Below are 16,071 nucleotides of genomic sequence, written 5' to 3'. Positions count from 1 at the left end.
CGAACTCAGCAGTGAAACGATGCATCGCCGATGGTAGTGTGGGGTTTCCCCATGTGAGAGTAGGTCATCGTCAAGATTAAATTCCGAAACCCCTATCTGCGTATGCAGGTAGGGGTTTTGTTTTTGTAGAAGTCCATGAATTTCATCGGCACGTTGCTAGCGCAACGGACCGGTACACAGAATTTCTTGACGACCATAGAGCATTGGAACCACCTGATCCCATCCCGAACTCAGCAGTGAAACGATGCATCGCCGATGGTAGTGTGGGGTTTCCCCATGTGAGAGTAGGTCATCGTCAAGATTGAATTCCGAAACCCCTGTCTGCATTGCAGACAGGGGTTTTGTCGTTTCAGGGGTAACCAAAGCCTCTGCAGGGCCCCATAGCTTGCTGCAGAGACAACAAAGCCAGCGGCTGAGCCCAGGCGCTGGCTTTGTTGGAATGACCCGCAGTTAGAACTGGTAGCTCACCGTGGCCGCCACGTTACGTTCCTCGCCCATGTAGCAGAAGCTCAGGCTGGCACAGGACGCAATGTAGGATTCGTCAGTCAGGTTGTTGGCATTCAGGCGCACATCGACCCCCTTCAGGCCCACCTTGCCCAGGTCGTAGCCGATCGAAGCATCAAACAGCGTGTACGCAGGCACCTTCATGGTGTTCTCGGCATCCGCCCAACTGTAGCCGACATATCGCACGCCACCGCCCAGGCGCAGGCCATCGAGTGCTGCGCTATCGAACAGGTAGTCCGCCCACAGCGAGGCCATATGGCGTGGTGCCTGAGTCGGCGAGTTGCCCTTGTTTTCGATCACATCGGTGTCGGTGCTCAGGGTGCTGATCATCGATTTGGAGTACTCGATGTCGGTAAAGGTGTAGCTGCCGAGCACTTTCAGGTTGTCGGTCACCTGGGTGTGTGCTTCCAGCTCCAGGCCCTGGGAGCGAACGGCCCCGACTGCACGATAGAAGTTTTCCTGGGGCAGCTTGGTCGCCAGGTTCTCCTGGTCAATGCGGAACAGCGATGCAGTGAACAGGTTGTCCGTCCCGGGTGGCTGGTACTTCAAGCCCACTTCCCATTGGGTGCCATCGGTCGGTGCCAAGGGGTTGCCCGCACTGTCTGCGTAGGAGTTCGGATTGAACGACTCGGAGTAGCTGATGTACGGCGCAATGCCGTTATCAAACAGATACAGCGCCCCGGCGCGTCCGGTCAGCTTGGTGCGTTTGTCGTTGACCTCGGTGCCTTCCGGGCGATTGAACTCGGCCAGGCGGTTTTCTTCCGAGGTTTCTACCCAGTCCTGACGCAGGCCCAGGGAGAACCGCCACTGGTCCATCTCGATCAGGTCCTGCAGGTAAACGCCGGTCTGCTCCAGGCGACGCAGGTAGCTCAATGGATCGTAGTAGGTGATCTCGGCGTTGCCGTACACCGGGTCGAAGGCATTGATCGGCGCCACCGAACCACTGGTCCAGTCGACCACAGTCTTGCGCCGCTGGTAGTCAGCGCCCATCAATACCGTGTGCTTGCTGTCGCCGGTGAGGAACTCGGCCTGGAGCATGTTATCGATGATGAACGAATGCAGCTTCTCATCGCCACCGGTGTAGTAGCGGTTCAGCTCATTGCTGGTGGGGGTGGTCCAGCCATACCCATAGATCTGGTCGAGTTTGACCTTGGAGTCCAGGTAACGGAAGTTCTGCCGCGCGGTGAAAACATCATTGAAGCGGTGTTCGAACTGGTAGCCGAAAGACTGCTGGTCGCGCTGGTAGCCATCGACTCCCGGTTCGCCTTCAAAGAAGTGCTCCGAGATGCGCTGGCCATTGCGCTGATGCAGTGCGCCATCGGCCGGCATACCGCTGTGATAGCCGCCATCGGGATCGTGCTGCAGGTAGGCCTGCAGGGTCAGTGAGGTGTCGTCGGTGAAGTCGATGCTCAAGGTCGGTGCCAGGGCGAAGCGCTTTTCCTTGTTGTGATCGAATTGCGTGTCGGATTTGTCGGCAAGGCCGGTCAGGCGATAGGCAATGCGCTTGTCGTCGTCTACAGGGCCGCTGAAGTCAAAACCCATACCTTGTTGGCCCTGCGTGCCGACCGTGGCTTGAACCTGATGATAGGCCTCGTATAGGGGCTTCTTGCTGGTAAGCGCCACCAGGCCACCGGGCGAACTGCGCCCATAGAGTACCGAGGAAGGTCCCTTGAGGATGTCCACGCGCTCCAGGAAGTACGGGTCGATCTGCATGCTGCTGTAAGTGCCGCTGTCCCCCATGGACTTCAAGCCATCGAGGTAGATGTTGTCCACCGAGCCATCGTTGAAGCCGCGCATGGCCACGTAGTCGTAGCGATGGGTGGCGCCATAGGGGTTGGTCAGCACGCCCGGGGTGTAGCGCATGGTCTGGGAAACGGTTTGCGCGCCCTGGTCGTCCATTTGCTGGCGAGTGACCACCGACACGCTTTGCGAGGTTTCCAGCAGGGCAGTGCTGGTCTTGGTGGCGACCTGACTGTGAGTGGCGTTGTAGCCTTCCATGCTGCCCAGTGCGTTACCCAGGGCAAAACCCTTGATGTCGGTGGTCGGCAGATTCAGTGCTGCGCCTTCGGCTTGCGGCCGCAGGACGTAACTGCTGCCGTCCTGGCTGACCGCCTGTAGGCCCGAACCGTTGAGCACGTGGCTCAAGGCCTGATCTGCCGAGTAGTCGCCCTGCACCCCAGGCGATTGCCGGCCCTGGGTGAGTTCGGGAGTGGTCGACAGGGTGATGCCGGCCTGGCGCGCGAACTGATTCAGCACATCGCTCAAGGGGCCGGCGGCGATGTCATAGCTACGGCTGGCACTGGCCACGCTGGCATCCGCGCCATGGGCGAGCAACGGCAGTGCGCTCACCCCCAGTGCGGTGGAGAACAGCGCGGCGCGGATGGCTTGGCGCAGCAAGCTGGCGGACGGTGAGTCTGGGGCGCAGGGGCAGGGCAGGGAAAGGTGGGTGCGAACAGTCATCATGGGTTTCCGTGGGAGTCGCTCAAGGCAGATTGAAGTGCTTACTGTCTAAGCCGGACTACGCTGGAAAACCCGCCAAAAATCACACCTGGCGCTCCACGGTCACCCACCAGCGTGTGCGATAGCGCACCTGCACGGGGAGCGTCTGCGCCACGATGGCCAGCAGCTTGTCGGTATCCTCCAGGCGGAACACCCCAGACAGACGCAAGTCGGCGATCTGCGAGGCGCAGGCAAGATGCCCACGGCGGTAGCGGCTCACTTCCTTGAGGAAATCCGCCAGGCGCATGTTGCGCGTGACGATCAAGCCATCCACCCAGGCACCGGGGTCCATCGCCAGAGGCGGGGCAGGCGCCGCCAGGGCAGGGGTGATCAGGTAGCTTTGCCCTGCCTGGACCCGCATCGGCGCCCCGTCCGTCGCCTGCGGTGCAAGCACTGCGACACTGCCACTGGTGACGCTGAGCCGGGTGCAGTCGCGCTCCTGGCGCACGACAAACCGTGCCGTGCTCGCCTCGAATAGACCGTGCTCGCTTTGCACCCGCAACGGCTGGCCCGGGGTCGGCGTCAGGCTGCTGCCGCAGGTCACCATGATTTCGCCACGTGCCAGCTTGATCAGGCGTTGCCCGGCGGTGAAATCCAGGTTGGCGGCGCTGTCGGTGTTCAGGCGCAGGCGAGTGCCGTCTGGCAACTGGAAGCCGCGGCGCTCGCCCGTGGCGGTGGCGAAATCGGCGTTCCACTGCAACCCGCCCATCTGCTCCCGACCGAGCCACGCGGCAGAGCCCAGCAACAGCGCGCCGCCAAGCAGCTTCAGGGCCTGGCGACGGTCCAGGCGTTGCGCACTCTGTTCCAGGGTGTGCAGCGCGACCTGGGCACCCGGCACCGCCCGCAGGTTGGCGCTCAACTCTTGTTGCAGCGACTGCACCCGCTGCCAGGCCAGTTCGTGTTCCGGGTGTGCCGTGCGCCACCGCTCACATTGCGCCTGGAGCTTGGGGTTGCTGGCGTTATTGCGCAGGCGCAGCAGCCAACTGATGGCCTGCTTGACCACCTGCTGGTGGGGTTCGCCGTGGGCGCGCAGATTACTCACCCGCCTGGCCCTCATAACGCAGCACGTAGCAGTGATAGAGCGCATCGGCGACGTACCGCTCCACCGACCGCAAGGACAACCCCATCTGCTCGGCGATCTGCTTATGGGGCAGTCCCTCGCACTGGGCCAACACAAACGCCTTGCGCACCTTCGGCTTGAGGCCTTCGAGCATCCGCGTTATGCGCTCCAGCAACTCGAGCACCAAGGCCCGCGCTTCGGCACTCGGCGCTTCGGCTTCGGGCAGGTGGGCGATGCTTTCCAGGTAGGCGCGCTCGATCTCCGCACGGCGCCAGTGATCGATCACCAGGCCACGGGCAATGGTCCGCAAGAAGGCGCGGGGGGCCTTGAGTTCGAGTCGCTCGGTCCGCTGCAACAGGCGCACGAACGTGTCCTGGGCCAGATCCGCCGCATCGGCGGCATTGCCCAGGCGGCTGCGCAGCCACGTATTGAGCCAACCATGGTGGTTGCTGTAGAGCACCTGTACCGCTGACTCAGGAGAGGGCATGAACGCGACAGCCTGGACGTCACAAATGATAATTAGTCGCATTGTCATCAAGGCCTGTGATTTTTGCAACTGCCGCCGCTTCACGCCCTCGATAAACCTCAATGAAAGTGCTCTAGCCCGCCATTCACCGGGTTTTTGCAGAGATTGTCCCGGGTTCTGCACAAAAGCCTAAGTTTTCCCGACTTGGTGCCGAAAGAGTGGGGGAGACATGCGTGCACCAAAGTAGAGCGGCCACAGAGCGGCCTATGGCGTCACATGGAATGTTGCACCCGGAACGCATCCCTACTCTTTCGCATGAGAAGTCCCCTGACATGAATCTCAAGTTCAGCCATAAAATCCTGTTGGCCGCTTCGGGCGTCGTGGTCCTGGCGTTCGCCTTGTTCACTTTGTATAACGACTACCTGCAGCGCAACACCATCCAGCAAAACCTCGACACCTCGGTCCAGCAAGCAGGGGCCCTGACCGCCAGTAGCGTGCAGAACTGGCTCAGTGGGCGGATCCTGGTCCTGGAGAACCTGGCGCAGAACGTCGCGCACCAGGGCGCCAACGCCGACTTCCCAGGCCTGGTCGACCAGCCGGCCTTCACCTCGAACTTCCAGTTCACCTACGTCGGCCAGGCAAACGGAGTGTTTACCCAGCGCCCTGACGCGAAAATGCCCGAGGGCTACGACCCGCGCCAGCGCCCCTGGTACAAGCAGGCGGTCGCGGCTGACCAAACCATGCTGACCCCGCCCTACATGGCTGCAGTCGGCGGGCTGGTGGTGACCATCGCCATGCCGGTCAAGAAGCATGGCGAACTGCTGGGTGTGGTGGGCGGCGACTTGAGCCTGGCGACCCTGGTCAACATCATCAACTCGGTGGACTTCGGCGGCATCGGCCATGCGTTCCTGGTCAGCGCCGACGGCCAGGTAATCGTCAGCCCGGACAAAGACCAGGTGATGAAAAACCTCAAGGACATCTACCCAGGCGCTAACGTGCGTGTCGGTGCGGGCAACCAGGACGTGCTGCTCAACCAGCAGGAACGCATCCTGTCCTTTACCCCGGTCAACGGTCTGCCGAATGCGCAGTGGTACATAGGCCTGTCGATCGACCGGGACAAGGCCTACGCCGCCCTGGGCAAGTTCCGCACCTCGGCCTTGATCGCCATGTTCGTCGCCGTGACCGCCATTGCCGTGCTGCTGAGCCTGTTGATCCAAGTGCTGATGCGCCCACTGACCACCATGGGCCGCGCCATGCAGGACATCGCCCAGGGTGAGGGCGACCTGACTCGCCGCCTGGCCGTGGAAAGCAAGGATGAATTCGGTGAACTGGGCGGGGCCTTCAACCAGTTCGTGGAGCGCATTCATGCCTCCATCAGCGAAGTTTCGTCGGCCACCCGCCAGGTGCACGACTTGTCGCAACGAGTGATGGCGTCCTCCAATGCCTCGATCGTCGGTTCCGATGAGCAAAGTGCACGCACCAACAGCGTCGCCGCGGCCATCAATGAACTGGGCGCAGCGACCCAGGAAATCGCCCGCAACGCGGCGGACGCTTCGCAACACGCCAGCGGCGCCAGCGAGCAGGCCGACGACGGGCGCCAAGTGGTGGAGCAGACCATTCTGGCGATGACCGAGCTGTCGCAGAAAATCAGTCTGTCCTGCACCCAGATCGAAACCCTCAACGCCAGCACCGACAACATCGGGCACATTCTCGATGTGATCAAAGGCATCTCCCAGCAGACCAACCTGCTGGCGCTCAACGCCGCAATCGAAGCGGCGCGTGCCGGTGAAGCCGGGCGCGGGTTTGCCGTGGTGGCGGACGAAGTGCGCAACCTGGCTCACCGCACCCAGGAGTCGGCCGAAGAAATCCACAAGATGATCACCTCGCTGCAAGTCGGCTCGCGTGAGGCGGTATCGACCATGAACGCCAGCCAGCTCTCCAGCGAAGAAAGTGTCGAAGTGGCGAATCAGGCGGGTGCGCGACTGGTCAGCGTGACCCAGCGCATCACCGAGATCGACGGCATGAACCAGTCGGTGGCAGCCGCGACGGAAGAGCAGACCGCCGTGGTGGAGACCCTCAACGTCGACATCAACCAGATCAACCTGCTGAACCAGCAAGGTGTGGCCAACCTCAATGAAACCTTGAAGGATTGCGATGCCCTGTCGCTGCAGGCCAATCGCCTGAAGCAACTGGTGGACAGCTTCAAGATCTGAAGCCTCGTAGCACTGGCAAAAACGCGATGAGCCCGGCTGGGCTCATCGCGTTTTTTTTCGCCTGTGCACCTGCGAGTATCAGTTCGCTGAGGTCTTGCCCTGGGACTCGACGCTGTTCAGATAGCGGGTGATGACGTCCACCGCGCGATTGAGGTGGTGCGTCAGTTTGGCCACGCCCAGGGCAATGTCCCCGGCTTGGGCGATGCGCAGCAGTTCGCGGTGATCTTCCTGGGTGAGTTTGCCCAGCCCCATGGACCCCAGGTTGAAGCGCAGGAAGCGTTCTTCTTCCCACAAGCCGTTTTCGATCAGGGTCAGCAACCGACGGTTGGGCGCCTTGCGGTACAGGGCCATATGGAACAGGCGATTGAGCCGGCCGATTTCGGCGTAATCGGTCTCGGTTTCCAGGTGGTCGATGTGGCTCGCTGCCTCGGCGAAATCCGCTTCATCGAGCAGCGGAATCGACAAGCGCAGGGCCTCGCACTCCAGCAGGATGCGCAGCGCATAAGTCTCGGCGGCATCACCTTCGATCAGAGGCGCCACGACCGCGCCTTTGTGGGCGACGACATGCAGCAGCGATTGCGCTTCGAGCTGGCGCAGCGCTTCGCGTACCGGCATGCGGCTGACGCCGAACAGGTCGGCCAGGTCTTGCTGGCGCAGTGCGGTGCCGCAGGGCAGGCGCCCGTCGAGAATCGCCGAGCGCAGGGTCTCTTCGATCACCGCACGAGCCAGGTGAGCGGGGATAGGGCCGCTGACGGTAATGGTGCTGAGTGGGTTGGGCTTCTGTGCCACGACAATGCCCTCCGACAGTAGAAGTAAATATTGGATCCAATGCACACTAGTGACTGGGTGCCAGCTTGTCAAACGGGCGAGACAATGCCTTTTTCGAGCGTTTAACGCCACAGGCATAGGTGCCGGATGAGCGGATGGCAAACGCGGCGCTGTGATCTTGGTCGGTCCTTCAAGTTTAGCCTGCGCGCAGTGATTGCATCGTGCCATTGTCTTTTACCGATCCAGGCTGCACCATCATCGATTTCCCCACCGCCCTCCCGGAATCACTGCATTGCTGGCACGTTGCGCACTCACTTTGACCTGGCGTTGGCTGTGCTCGGCACTGCTGATCGGCAGTGTCATGCTCGGTGCCCTGCAGGCCGATTGGGACTTCTCGCTGATCAGTCGGCGGGCAGAGGCCTTGTACGGGCCGCTAGGCGAGGGCAAGCAGCGGATCGATGCCTGGCAGCACCTGCTGGCCACACAGCAGCAAGTGCCGGAGCTCGAGCAGCTCAAAGTGGTCAATCTGTTCTTCAACAAGCAGATGCGTTACGTGGAAGACATCGACCTGTGGCGTCAGGTCGATTATTGGGAAACACCCGTCGAAGGCTTATGGAAGGGCGCCGGAGATTGCGAAGACTATGCGATCGCCAAATACTTCAGCCTGCGCCATCTCGGGGTTTCCAGCGACAAGTTGCGTATCACCTACGTCAAGGCCCTGCGCCAGAACCGCGCGCACATGGTCTTGACCTACTATGCCAGCCCGGACGCGATGCCATTGGTGCTCGACAGCCTGGTCGACGCCATTGCGCCCGCCAGCCAGCGTACCGACCTGTTGCCGGTCTACTCCTTCAATGCGCAGGGCTTGTGGCTACCGGGTGCCAAGGGTAACCAGAAAGTCGGCGATACCAAGCGCCTGTCCCGTTGGCAGGATGTGTTGAAAAAAATGCAGGCCGAGGGATTTCCGGCCGAGACGACCCACTAGGAGCACGCGTTCAGATGTCATTGTTCAAACAGTTGTTGCTTGCTATCTGCCTGTTCCTGGTGGTCGCCTTCACCGGCAGCTTCATGGTCAGCCTGGAAAGTTCGCGGACCCAGTACGTCAATCAACTGCGCTCCCACGCCCAGGACGCGGCCACGGCGCTGGCGTTGTCGCTGACCCCGAACATCGACGACCCGGCGATGGTCGAGCTGCTGGTCAGCTCGATCTTCGACAGCGGTTATTACGCGAGCATTCGTGTGGTGGACCTCAAGACCGACAGCGCCATTGTCGAGCGCAGCGGTACACCCGACGTGAGCAAGGTACCGCAGTGGTTCGTCAACCTGATCGGCCTGGAGCCAGCCGGTGGTGATGCCTTGGTCAGCCGCGGCTGGGAACAGGCGGCCAGGGTCGAGGTAATCAGCCATCCGATGTTCGCCGTGGCCAAGCTCTGGCAGAGCGCCCTGGGCAGCCTTGGCTGGTTGCTGGTGTGTGGCGCGGTCAGCGCGGTGTTGGGGGCGTTGTTGCTGCGCCGCCAGCTCAAGCCGCTGGACTACATGGTCAAGCAGTCCCATGCGATTGCCCGGCGCGAGTTCCTCAGCCTGCCGGAGCTGCCGCGCACACCTGAGTTGCGGCGTGTGGTGCAGGCGATGAACCAGATGGTCGAAAAGCTCAAGGCGCTGTTCCAGGAGCAGGCCGAGCGCAGCGAGAAACTGCGCGCGCAATCCTATCAGGACACCCTCACGGGCTTGGCCAACCGGCGCTATTTCGAGATGCAGTTGAATGCCCGGGTGAGCAATGCCGAACAGGCGAGCACCGGTTATCTGTTGCTGCTGCGGGTCAAGGACCTGGCGGGCCTCAACCAGCGCCTGGGCGGGCAACGTACCGACCAGTTGCTGCAGGCCGTCGGCCAACAGCTATCGCGTGAGTGTGCGCGGTACCCGGAAACCCAGAACCTGGTCACCCGGATCCGTGGCGGCGAATTTGCAGTGCTGGCGCCAGGACTGGTCCGCGAAGAGGCGCAGCAACTGGCACAGAGCCTGGACAGTGCGTTGGCCAGCCTGCATGCCACCGGCGCGACTGACGTACCAACGGTGGCGGCGATCGGCCTGGCGCCGTTCGTCCACGGCGACACGCCGCAGGCGGTGTTGAGCCTGGCCGACCAGGCACTGTTGCAAGCGGAAGGCGAGGGCGAGTCGAACTGGGCGTGCCTGGAGCACAACGTGGCCGCGACCGTTGGCGAAGACCATCATGCCTGGCACCGGCTGCTGGACCAGGCACTCGAGCAACAGCGCTTCCAGCTGTACTTCCAGCCGGTGGTGGCCAGCCAGGACACCGACCTGGTGCTGCATTACAAAGTCTTGTCGCGCCTGCTCGACGAGCAGGGCCAGACCATTCCCGCCGGGCGTTTTCTGCCGTGGCTGGAGCGATTTGGCTGGATGTCGCGGCTTGACCGCCTGATGCTCGAGGGCGTGTTGACGCAGATGGCCAGCCATCAGCAATCGCTGGCGCTCAATCTGTCCGCCGCGACCCTGGCCGATCCGCAGGCGCTGAACAAGGTCTTCGAGATCCTGCGCCAGCATTCGGACCTGGGGCCACGCCTGACCCTGGAAATCGGTGAGGAGCAACTCCCTGACCAAGCCGTGCTCGAACAACTGACCCAGCGTCTGCGCGAGCTGGGGTTCTCCCTTAGCCTGCAGCGTTTCGGCGGACGGTTCAGCATGATCGGCAATCTGTCGCGCCTGGGCCTGGCCTACTTGAAAATCGATGGCAGCTACATCCGCGCCATCGATCAGGAAAGTGACAAGCGCCTGTTCATCGAAGCCATCCAGCGAGCCGCCCACAGCATCGACCTGCCGCTGATTGCCGAGCGGGTGGAGACCGAAGGGGAGTTGCGGGTGATTCGCGAGATGGGTCTGTACGGGGTGCAGGGCCAGTTGTTCGGCGAACCGAAACCCTGGCAGTAACAATGAGGATGAGCGTACCCGTCGACCGGGTGCGCTCCGGGGCTCAGATCAGCCCGCTTTCATCTTCGTTGATCAGATGGCTCAACCCACCCAGCGCTTCACGTGCCTGGGTCCGGTCCATCAGCTTGGCTTGTGCGGCCGGCGGCAGGTCGGTGACGCGAATCACCCCTTTGCTGGTCAGCACCTGAATCAGGTCGTCGAGTACCCGGATCATCTCCAGGTCACTCTGTTTAAGCTGTTTGAGGCTGGTTTCCACCACCTCGTTGGCGTACCAGGCCTGGATCTCGTGGTGGTCGGCGGGCAGCGTTTCCGTTGCCTCGGCGTAGGGCGCAGCCTCTACGCGCACCAGCAGGCCCTGTGCATCACGTTGCACGTAGAACATCGACAATCCCTCATGAATGAACCAGCGTCGTGCTGTCAGCAGCATAGGCCAACGCAGGTGAGTATGCGGGGCAACGCTCAAGTCGTCACCCCGGCGGTCACTCGAACAAGCCTGCCGACCTCCCGTGTGGGCGGTCGGCAGGTACCCGGTCAACTGTTGTTGTGGTCGATCTTGATGGTTGGGTCGAGGCCGACCACCAGCGAGTTGACGCTCTGACCGGACCAGTTGTTGCCTTCCAGTTTGATCGTCACGTCGGCGTTGGCGATGCCACCTGCGGCATTGAGCTTGCCTTCGGAACTGACCTGCAACGTCGATACCCCTTCAACCGTGGTGATTTTCAGGAAGTTGTCGATGGTGCTGGCGCTCTCGCCCTGCAACAGGTCACGCAGATCGATGCGGTCACCTTCGCTGGCCTTGAAGTCCTTGATCACGTCATTGCCGGTATCACCTGACTTCCAGACGAAGGTGTCGGCACCCGAGCCGCCGATCAGGATGTCATTGCCCGAACCGCCCAGCAGCGTGTCCTTGCCGGTACCACCCAGCAGGATGTCATTGCCCTTGCCGCCGTCGAGCACATCGTCGCCGCCCTGGCCGAAGATGATGTCGTTGCCGGCACCGCCCAGCAGGTTATCGATACCGTCATGCGCCCCGGACACATCGAACGCGTTGTAGTGCTCGGTGACGTACTGGTGCACATTGCTGGCAGTGACCTTGCTGACGTCCACCCCGGTTTGCTGGCCAACGAAGGCCTGCATGGCCTGGTAACCCTCGCCGGCAATGCCGTTGAAGCTCACCAGGTCGCCGAAGATGATGTCGTTGCCATCACCGCCATCGACCTTGTCGGCACCCGGCAGGGTCGCCTCGGAATGGCCGAGGATGGCATTGGCCAAGTCCTTCGGATCGATGTTGGTTTGCGGCTTGTCATCGGTGTCGTACGGAATCAGGTCGGCCGGCTTGATGGTCTTGTTCAGGCCGATCGCCTCGACCTGCGACAGGCCACTGAGCAACAGGAAGCTGCTGTTGGAGTTGCTGGTCGTGCCATTCCTGTCATCGGTGTAGGAGATCTCATACGTACCGTCACCCTGCGCACGGATCGTGCCGAGGATATTGGAGTTGTACCACTTGCCCGGCTCGTATTCCGTCCATTTGAGGACCTGGCCGTTACTGTTGATCAACTGGCGGCTCACACCGCCCAGGGTGATATACGCGGTATCGCCCAGTTTGTAGTTGTTGACGTTCAAGTAGTCGTCCAGCTTGCCGTCGTTTTTGGTGGTGCTGTAGTAGAAGTCCGCTACCACCGGGTTGGTCTGCTCGCCACTCTGGTAGTAGTTGGGCTGACCGTCGGTGATGAAGTACGTCAGGTTGGTGGCGCCTTTGTTGCCCGTGGCCTGATCGCTCTGGAACCAGTTGGCCGTGGTCTTGAAGACGTCCTCGTAGTTGGTGCCGCCGCCCGACTGCATCGACCTGACCATGCCCTGCAGCAGCTCCAGCGCGCCCTGGTCATTGAGATTGACCGACAGCGTCTTGCTCACGGTGCTGTCGAAGGTTGTCAGGAAGATGTTCACCGTCCCCGAGGAGTCCGCACCCAGGCTTTGCTTGAGGGTGTTGAACATCAGGGCCAGCGACTCCTTCGCTGCCTTGATCGAGGTGTCCATACTGCCGGAGGTGTCGACCATGAACGCGATGTTGTAGTTCTTGCCCTGGACCACGTTCAGGCCACCGATGTCGGCAATGACGATGTCATTGCTGTCGGTCCCCAGGATGTTGTCATCCTTGGTCGTGCCCATGATCGGGTTGTACGTCGCCGGGTACAGGGTCACCGGGATCTGCGCAGTACTTGGCGCGGAACCACCCAACTGCTCGGTGGACGTCGACGTCACCGTCAAGTTGAACGAGGTGCTGTGGTACGGCGGCGGGGTGATGGTCAGCGTGCCGAGGTTCCAGCCGGTGACAATCGCCTCGCCATTGGTCGCGGTGGCCGTGAAGGTATGACCGGCGCCATCGCTGAGCACGGAGCCCGCCGGAATCCCGCCGATCTTCACGCTCAGGCTTTCGGAACCGTCCCTGTCAGTCAGTTCGGTGGTGATGGCCGACAGCTTGATGGTGCCGCCTTCTGGACCGGTGTTGAGTTTGTAACCGTCGTAGTAACCCTCACCGTTGCTGCCGTGCAGATCGGAAACCGTGACACCGGCATTGATCAGGTCGTTGACCCCGGTGTAGATCGGCACGCCGGCATTACTCAGGTTGAGCACCGGACCGTTGTCCACCTTGAGGTTGACGTCGTAGCTGCCCGCGACGCTCTGGTTGTGGTGGTAGATGTCCAGGGTGTAGTAACCGCTGGTGGTCGGCGTGAAGCTACCGTTGAGCGTGCCGCCATTGCCCCACAGGGCGCTGGCCACGTTCTGGCCGCCAATGGTCACCAGCAGGCTGTCGTCGCCGGTACCGCTGAAGGAGTAGACCTTGCCGGCTTCGAGGTAAATCAGGCCGGAGGTTTTCGAGGCAACCCCAGCCGTCACACTGCCTTCCTGCACGTCGCTGACGGTGGTGCTGGTGTTTGGCTTGCCGGCCGCGTCGATCACCGATTTCAGGGTGTTGGTTGGTGCACCGCTGCCTGCACCGTTGAAGCCGGTGTTCAGCGCAGTCAGGCCGGTCCAGGTTTCCTTGATCAAGCCGGTCGAGTTCACGTTGGTGCCGGCGATGCTCAGTGTTGGCGCATCGGCCTGCGGAGTGATATCGACCTTCAAGGTCGCTTCATTGCCCAGGTTGAAGCCATCGGTAGGCTTGAACTTGATCTGCGCGTAATCCGCGGCTTTGTTGCCCACTCCGGTGCCGCCATAACCGTCGGCACCCGACTCGTTGCGTGCGGGCACAAACGTCAGTTTGCCGAGGGCGATATCCGCCTGGCTGATGGTTTGGCCAACCGTGACCTTGACGCCGTTGAACAGCAACTCGCCAGCGCCCGATACTTGGGTGATGGTGATGCTCAACGGGCTGTTGTTATCGACGTCGGTGACCTTGAAGTTGTCCCAGGTCAGGGTCATGGTCGTGTCTTCGAGACCGGTAACGGCCCCGCCGACAGTCACAGGTGCGTGGTCGTTGTCGACGATGGTGGTAATCACGCTGGACTTGTCCGGATCGATCCCCAGGTTTTCGAAGGAACCACCGGTAGCCTTGTCGATAGTGATCACGAAGTTCTCGGCACCTTCGACCAGCTTGTCATCGCGGGTGCTGATATCGAACCCGACATTGTTGCTGTTGGCCGGAATCGTGACCGTCACTACACCGCTGAAATCCACACCATCGATCGCGGTGCCAGTGTACTTCAAGGTCACCGTCACATCGGTCTTGGCGGTGTTGCTCAGGTTCAGCGTGTAATGCGCCGATTGGCCTTCGATCACCGAAGTCACACCACTGATACCCACGGTGGTCAGGTCGCCCTGGCCACTTGGTTCATCCGTCACGGTGGTGGTCAACGTGGTGTCTTTGAGCGTCAGCTTCTCGAAGTTCTCGTTACCGGTGACCGAAACCAGCTTGTTGACGATCGGAGCCTGGCCGCCAGTGAAGATGTCGTCCTTGGCAAAGACCACTGCAGTGCCCGTGGTGCCATTGACCGGGATCTTGACCGTGGTGCCGTCGCTGAGTTTGAAGGTCAGCTCACCGTGGCTGGCCATTGGCAGGCCAGCGGTGTTGGTCAGGGTCACGGTGTAGGTGATCTGGCCGCCTTCGGCGACAGTGGTTTTATCCACACTCAGGGTGGCCGTCACTTCGGTGAGGGTGTCGCTGACTTTCACCACGGCTTCGCCGCCGAGCACCAGGTTCTCGAAGGACTTGCCTGGAACCGTTGCGTCAGTGACGCTCAGTTTGATGGTTTCGCCGTCTTTGTAGACGTCGTCGCCTTGGGCTTTCAGCTCGTATGGAACGCTGGTGGTGCCGGCTTTGATCACCACGGTCGCGCCGTTGCTCAAGGTGACGGTCAGGTCTTGTTTCAGTTCCTGATCGACTTTGACGGTGAACTTCGGTGCCGCGTTTTCCAGTACGTCGCCGTTGCTTTCGATGGTGACGGTGATTTTGTCACCTTGGCCCGATGGCTCGTCGGTGACGGTAGTGGTGTATTGGTCTTTGCCGAGGGTCAGCTTCTCGAAGTTGTTAGCCGAAACCGACTCGAGTTTGTTGACGATCGCATCCTGGCCACCAGTGAAGATGTTGTCTTTGGCGGTGACCACGGCAGTGCCGGTGGTGCCGTTAGCCGGGATCTTGATCTCGGTGCCGTCGGTGAGTTTGAAGGTCAACTCGCCATGGCTGGCCATCGGCATGCCAGCAGCGTTGGTCAGGGTCACGGTGTAGGTGACTTCACCGCCCTCGGCGACAGTGGATTTATCCACAGTCAGGGTGGCTTTCACCTCGGTGAGGGTGTCACCCACCTTGACCACAGCTTCGTCGCCGAGCACCAGATTCTCGAACGATTTACCTGGAACCGTTGCGTCAGTGACGCTCAGCTTGATGGTTTCGCCGTCTTTGTAGACGTCGTCGCCTTGGGCTTTCAGTTCGTATGGCACGCTGGTAGTGCCGGCCTTGATCACCACGGTCGCGCCGTTGCTCAGGGTGACGGTCAGGTCTTGTTTTAGCTCCTGATCGACTTTCACCGTGAACTTCGGTGCAGCGTTTTCCAGCACGTCGCCGTTGCTTTCGATGGTGACGGTGATTTTGTCGCCTTGGCCCGATGGCTCGTCGGTGACGGTAGTGGTGTATTGGTCTTTGCCGAGGGTCAGCTTCTCGAAGTTGTTCGAGGAGACGGTCTCGAGTTTATTGACGATCGCGTCCTGACCGCCGGTGAAGATGTTGTCTTTGGCGGTGACCACGGCAGTGCCACTGGTGCCGTTAGCCGGGATCTTGATCTCGGTGCCGTCGGTGAGTTTGAAGGTCAACTCGCCGTGGCTGGCCATTGGCATGCCGGCAGCGTTGGTCAGGGTCACGGTGTAAGTGACTTCACCACCTTCGGCGACGGTGGATTTATCCACAGTCAGGGTGGCCTTCACCTCAGTGAGGGTGTCGCCAACCTTGACCACAGCTTCGTCGCCCAGCACCAGGTTCTCGAACGACTTGCCCGGAACCGTTGCGTCAGTGACGCTCAGTTTGATGGTTTCGCCGTCTTTGTAGACGTCGTCGCCTTGGGCTTTCAGCTCGTACGGCACGCTGGTGGTGCCGGCCTTGATCACCACGGTCGCGCCGTTGC

The 16,071-nt window shown here is 61.2% G+C and carries 9 protein-coding genes, 1 rRNA gene and 1 pseudogene; 5 read left to right on the top strand and 6 right to left on the bottom strand.

What is annotated here, in order from left to right; genetic code table 11:
* Positions 1–185 precede the first annotated feature (185 nt).
* Positions 186–301: ribosomal RNA gene (gene rrf, locus CKW24_RS27455) — 5S ribosomal RNA — on the top strand.
* Positions 302–450: 149 nt separating this feature from the next.
* On the opposite strand, the gene CKW24_RS27450 is transcribed toward rrf, so the two are convergent.
* From CKW24_RS27450 to CKW24_RS27440, 3 genes are all read right to left on the bottom strand, one after another.
* Complete coding sequence (locus CKW24_RS27450) at positions 451–2,964, bottom strand: TonB-dependent siderophore receptor (protein ID WP_095172013.1); 2,514 nt, start codon at positions 2,962–2,964, stop codon at positions 451–453.
* An 82-nt stretch (positions 2,965–3,046) separates the two neighbouring features.
* A complete protein-coding gene (locus tag CKW24_RS27445; protein ID WP_371917615.1) occupies positions 3,047–4,045 on the bottom strand; it encodes a FecR domain-containing protein in 999 nt (332 codons plus the stop codon).
* Positions 4,038–4,550, bottom strand: a complete 513-nt coding sequence (locus CKW24_RS27440; protein WP_095172010.1) for a sigma-70 family RNA polymerase sigma factor — start codon at positions 4,548–4,550, stop codon at positions 4,038–4,040. Before CKW24_RS27440 ends, CKW24_RS27445 begins: the two co-directional genes overlap by 8 nt.
* 245 nt (positions 4,551–4,795) lie before the next feature.
* Here CKW24_RS27440 and CKW24_RS28770 point away from each other — a divergent pair.
* Positions 4,796–5,887: pseudogene (locus CKW24_RS28770) on the top strand (cache domain-containing protein); the annotation flags it as partial.
* A 69-nt stretch (positions 5,888–5,956) separates the two neighbouring features.
* The gene (locus CKW24_RS28765) at positions 5,957–6,742 is read left to right on the top strand and encodes a methyl-accepting chemotaxis protein (protein ID WP_371917616.1); all 786 of its coding nucleotides are present in this window, start codon (positions 5,957–5,959) and stop codon (positions 6,740–6,742) included.
* 78 nt (positions 6,743–6,820) lie between these two features.
* On the opposite strand, the gene CKW24_RS27430 is transcribed toward CKW24_RS28765, so the two are convergent.
* Complete coding sequence (locus CKW24_RS27430; RefSeq protein ID WP_095172006.1) at positions 6,821–7,531, bottom strand: GntR family transcriptional regulator; 711 nt, start codon at positions 7,529–7,531, stop codon at positions 6,821–6,823.
* A gap of 271 nt (positions 7,532–7,802) precedes the next feature.
* Between CKW24_RS27430 and lapG the strand changes: the two genes are divergently transcribed.
* Together lapG and lapD are read left to right on the top strand one after the other, a co-directional pair.
* Positions 7,803–8,495 carry a cysteine protease LapG gene (gene lapG / locus CKW24_RS27425; protein WP_095172004.1) on the top strand — a complete coding sequence of 231 codons (693 nt, stop codon included), beginning with the start codon at positions 7,803–7,805 and terminating at the stop codon, positions 8,493–8,495.
* Positions 8,496–8,509: 14 nt separating this feature from the next.
* The gene (gene lapD / locus CKW24_RS27420; protein ID WP_095172003.1) at positions 8,510–10,456 is read left to right on the top strand and encodes a cyclic di-GMP receptor LapD; all 1,947 of its coding nucleotides are present in this window, start codon (positions 8,510–8,512) and stop codon (positions 10,454–10,456) included.
* Positions 10,457–10,499: 43 nt separating this feature from the next.
* On the opposite strand, the gene CKW24_RS27415 is transcribed toward lapD, so the two are convergent.
* Complete coding sequence (locus CKW24_RS27415; protein WP_095172001.1) at positions 10,500–10,838, bottom strand: tryptophan synthase subunit beta; 339 nt, start codon at positions 10,836–10,838, stop codon at positions 10,500–10,502.
* 149 nt (positions 10,839–10,987) lie between these two features.
* Positions 10,988–16,071: immunoglobulin-like domain-containing protein (locus tag CKW24_RS28600; protein ID WP_305886489.1), on the bottom strand; the 5,084-nt coding region annotated here is incomplete at its 5' end.

The sequence above is a fragment of the Pseudomonas sp. Irchel 3H3 genome (genome assembly GCF_900187635.1).
In the GTDB taxonomy this organism is placed as follows: domain Bacteria; phylum Pseudomonadota; class Gammaproteobacteria; order Pseudomonadales; family Pseudomonadaceae; genus Aquipseudomonas.
This window is presented reverse-complemented; position numbering and strand designations above follow the sequence as displayed.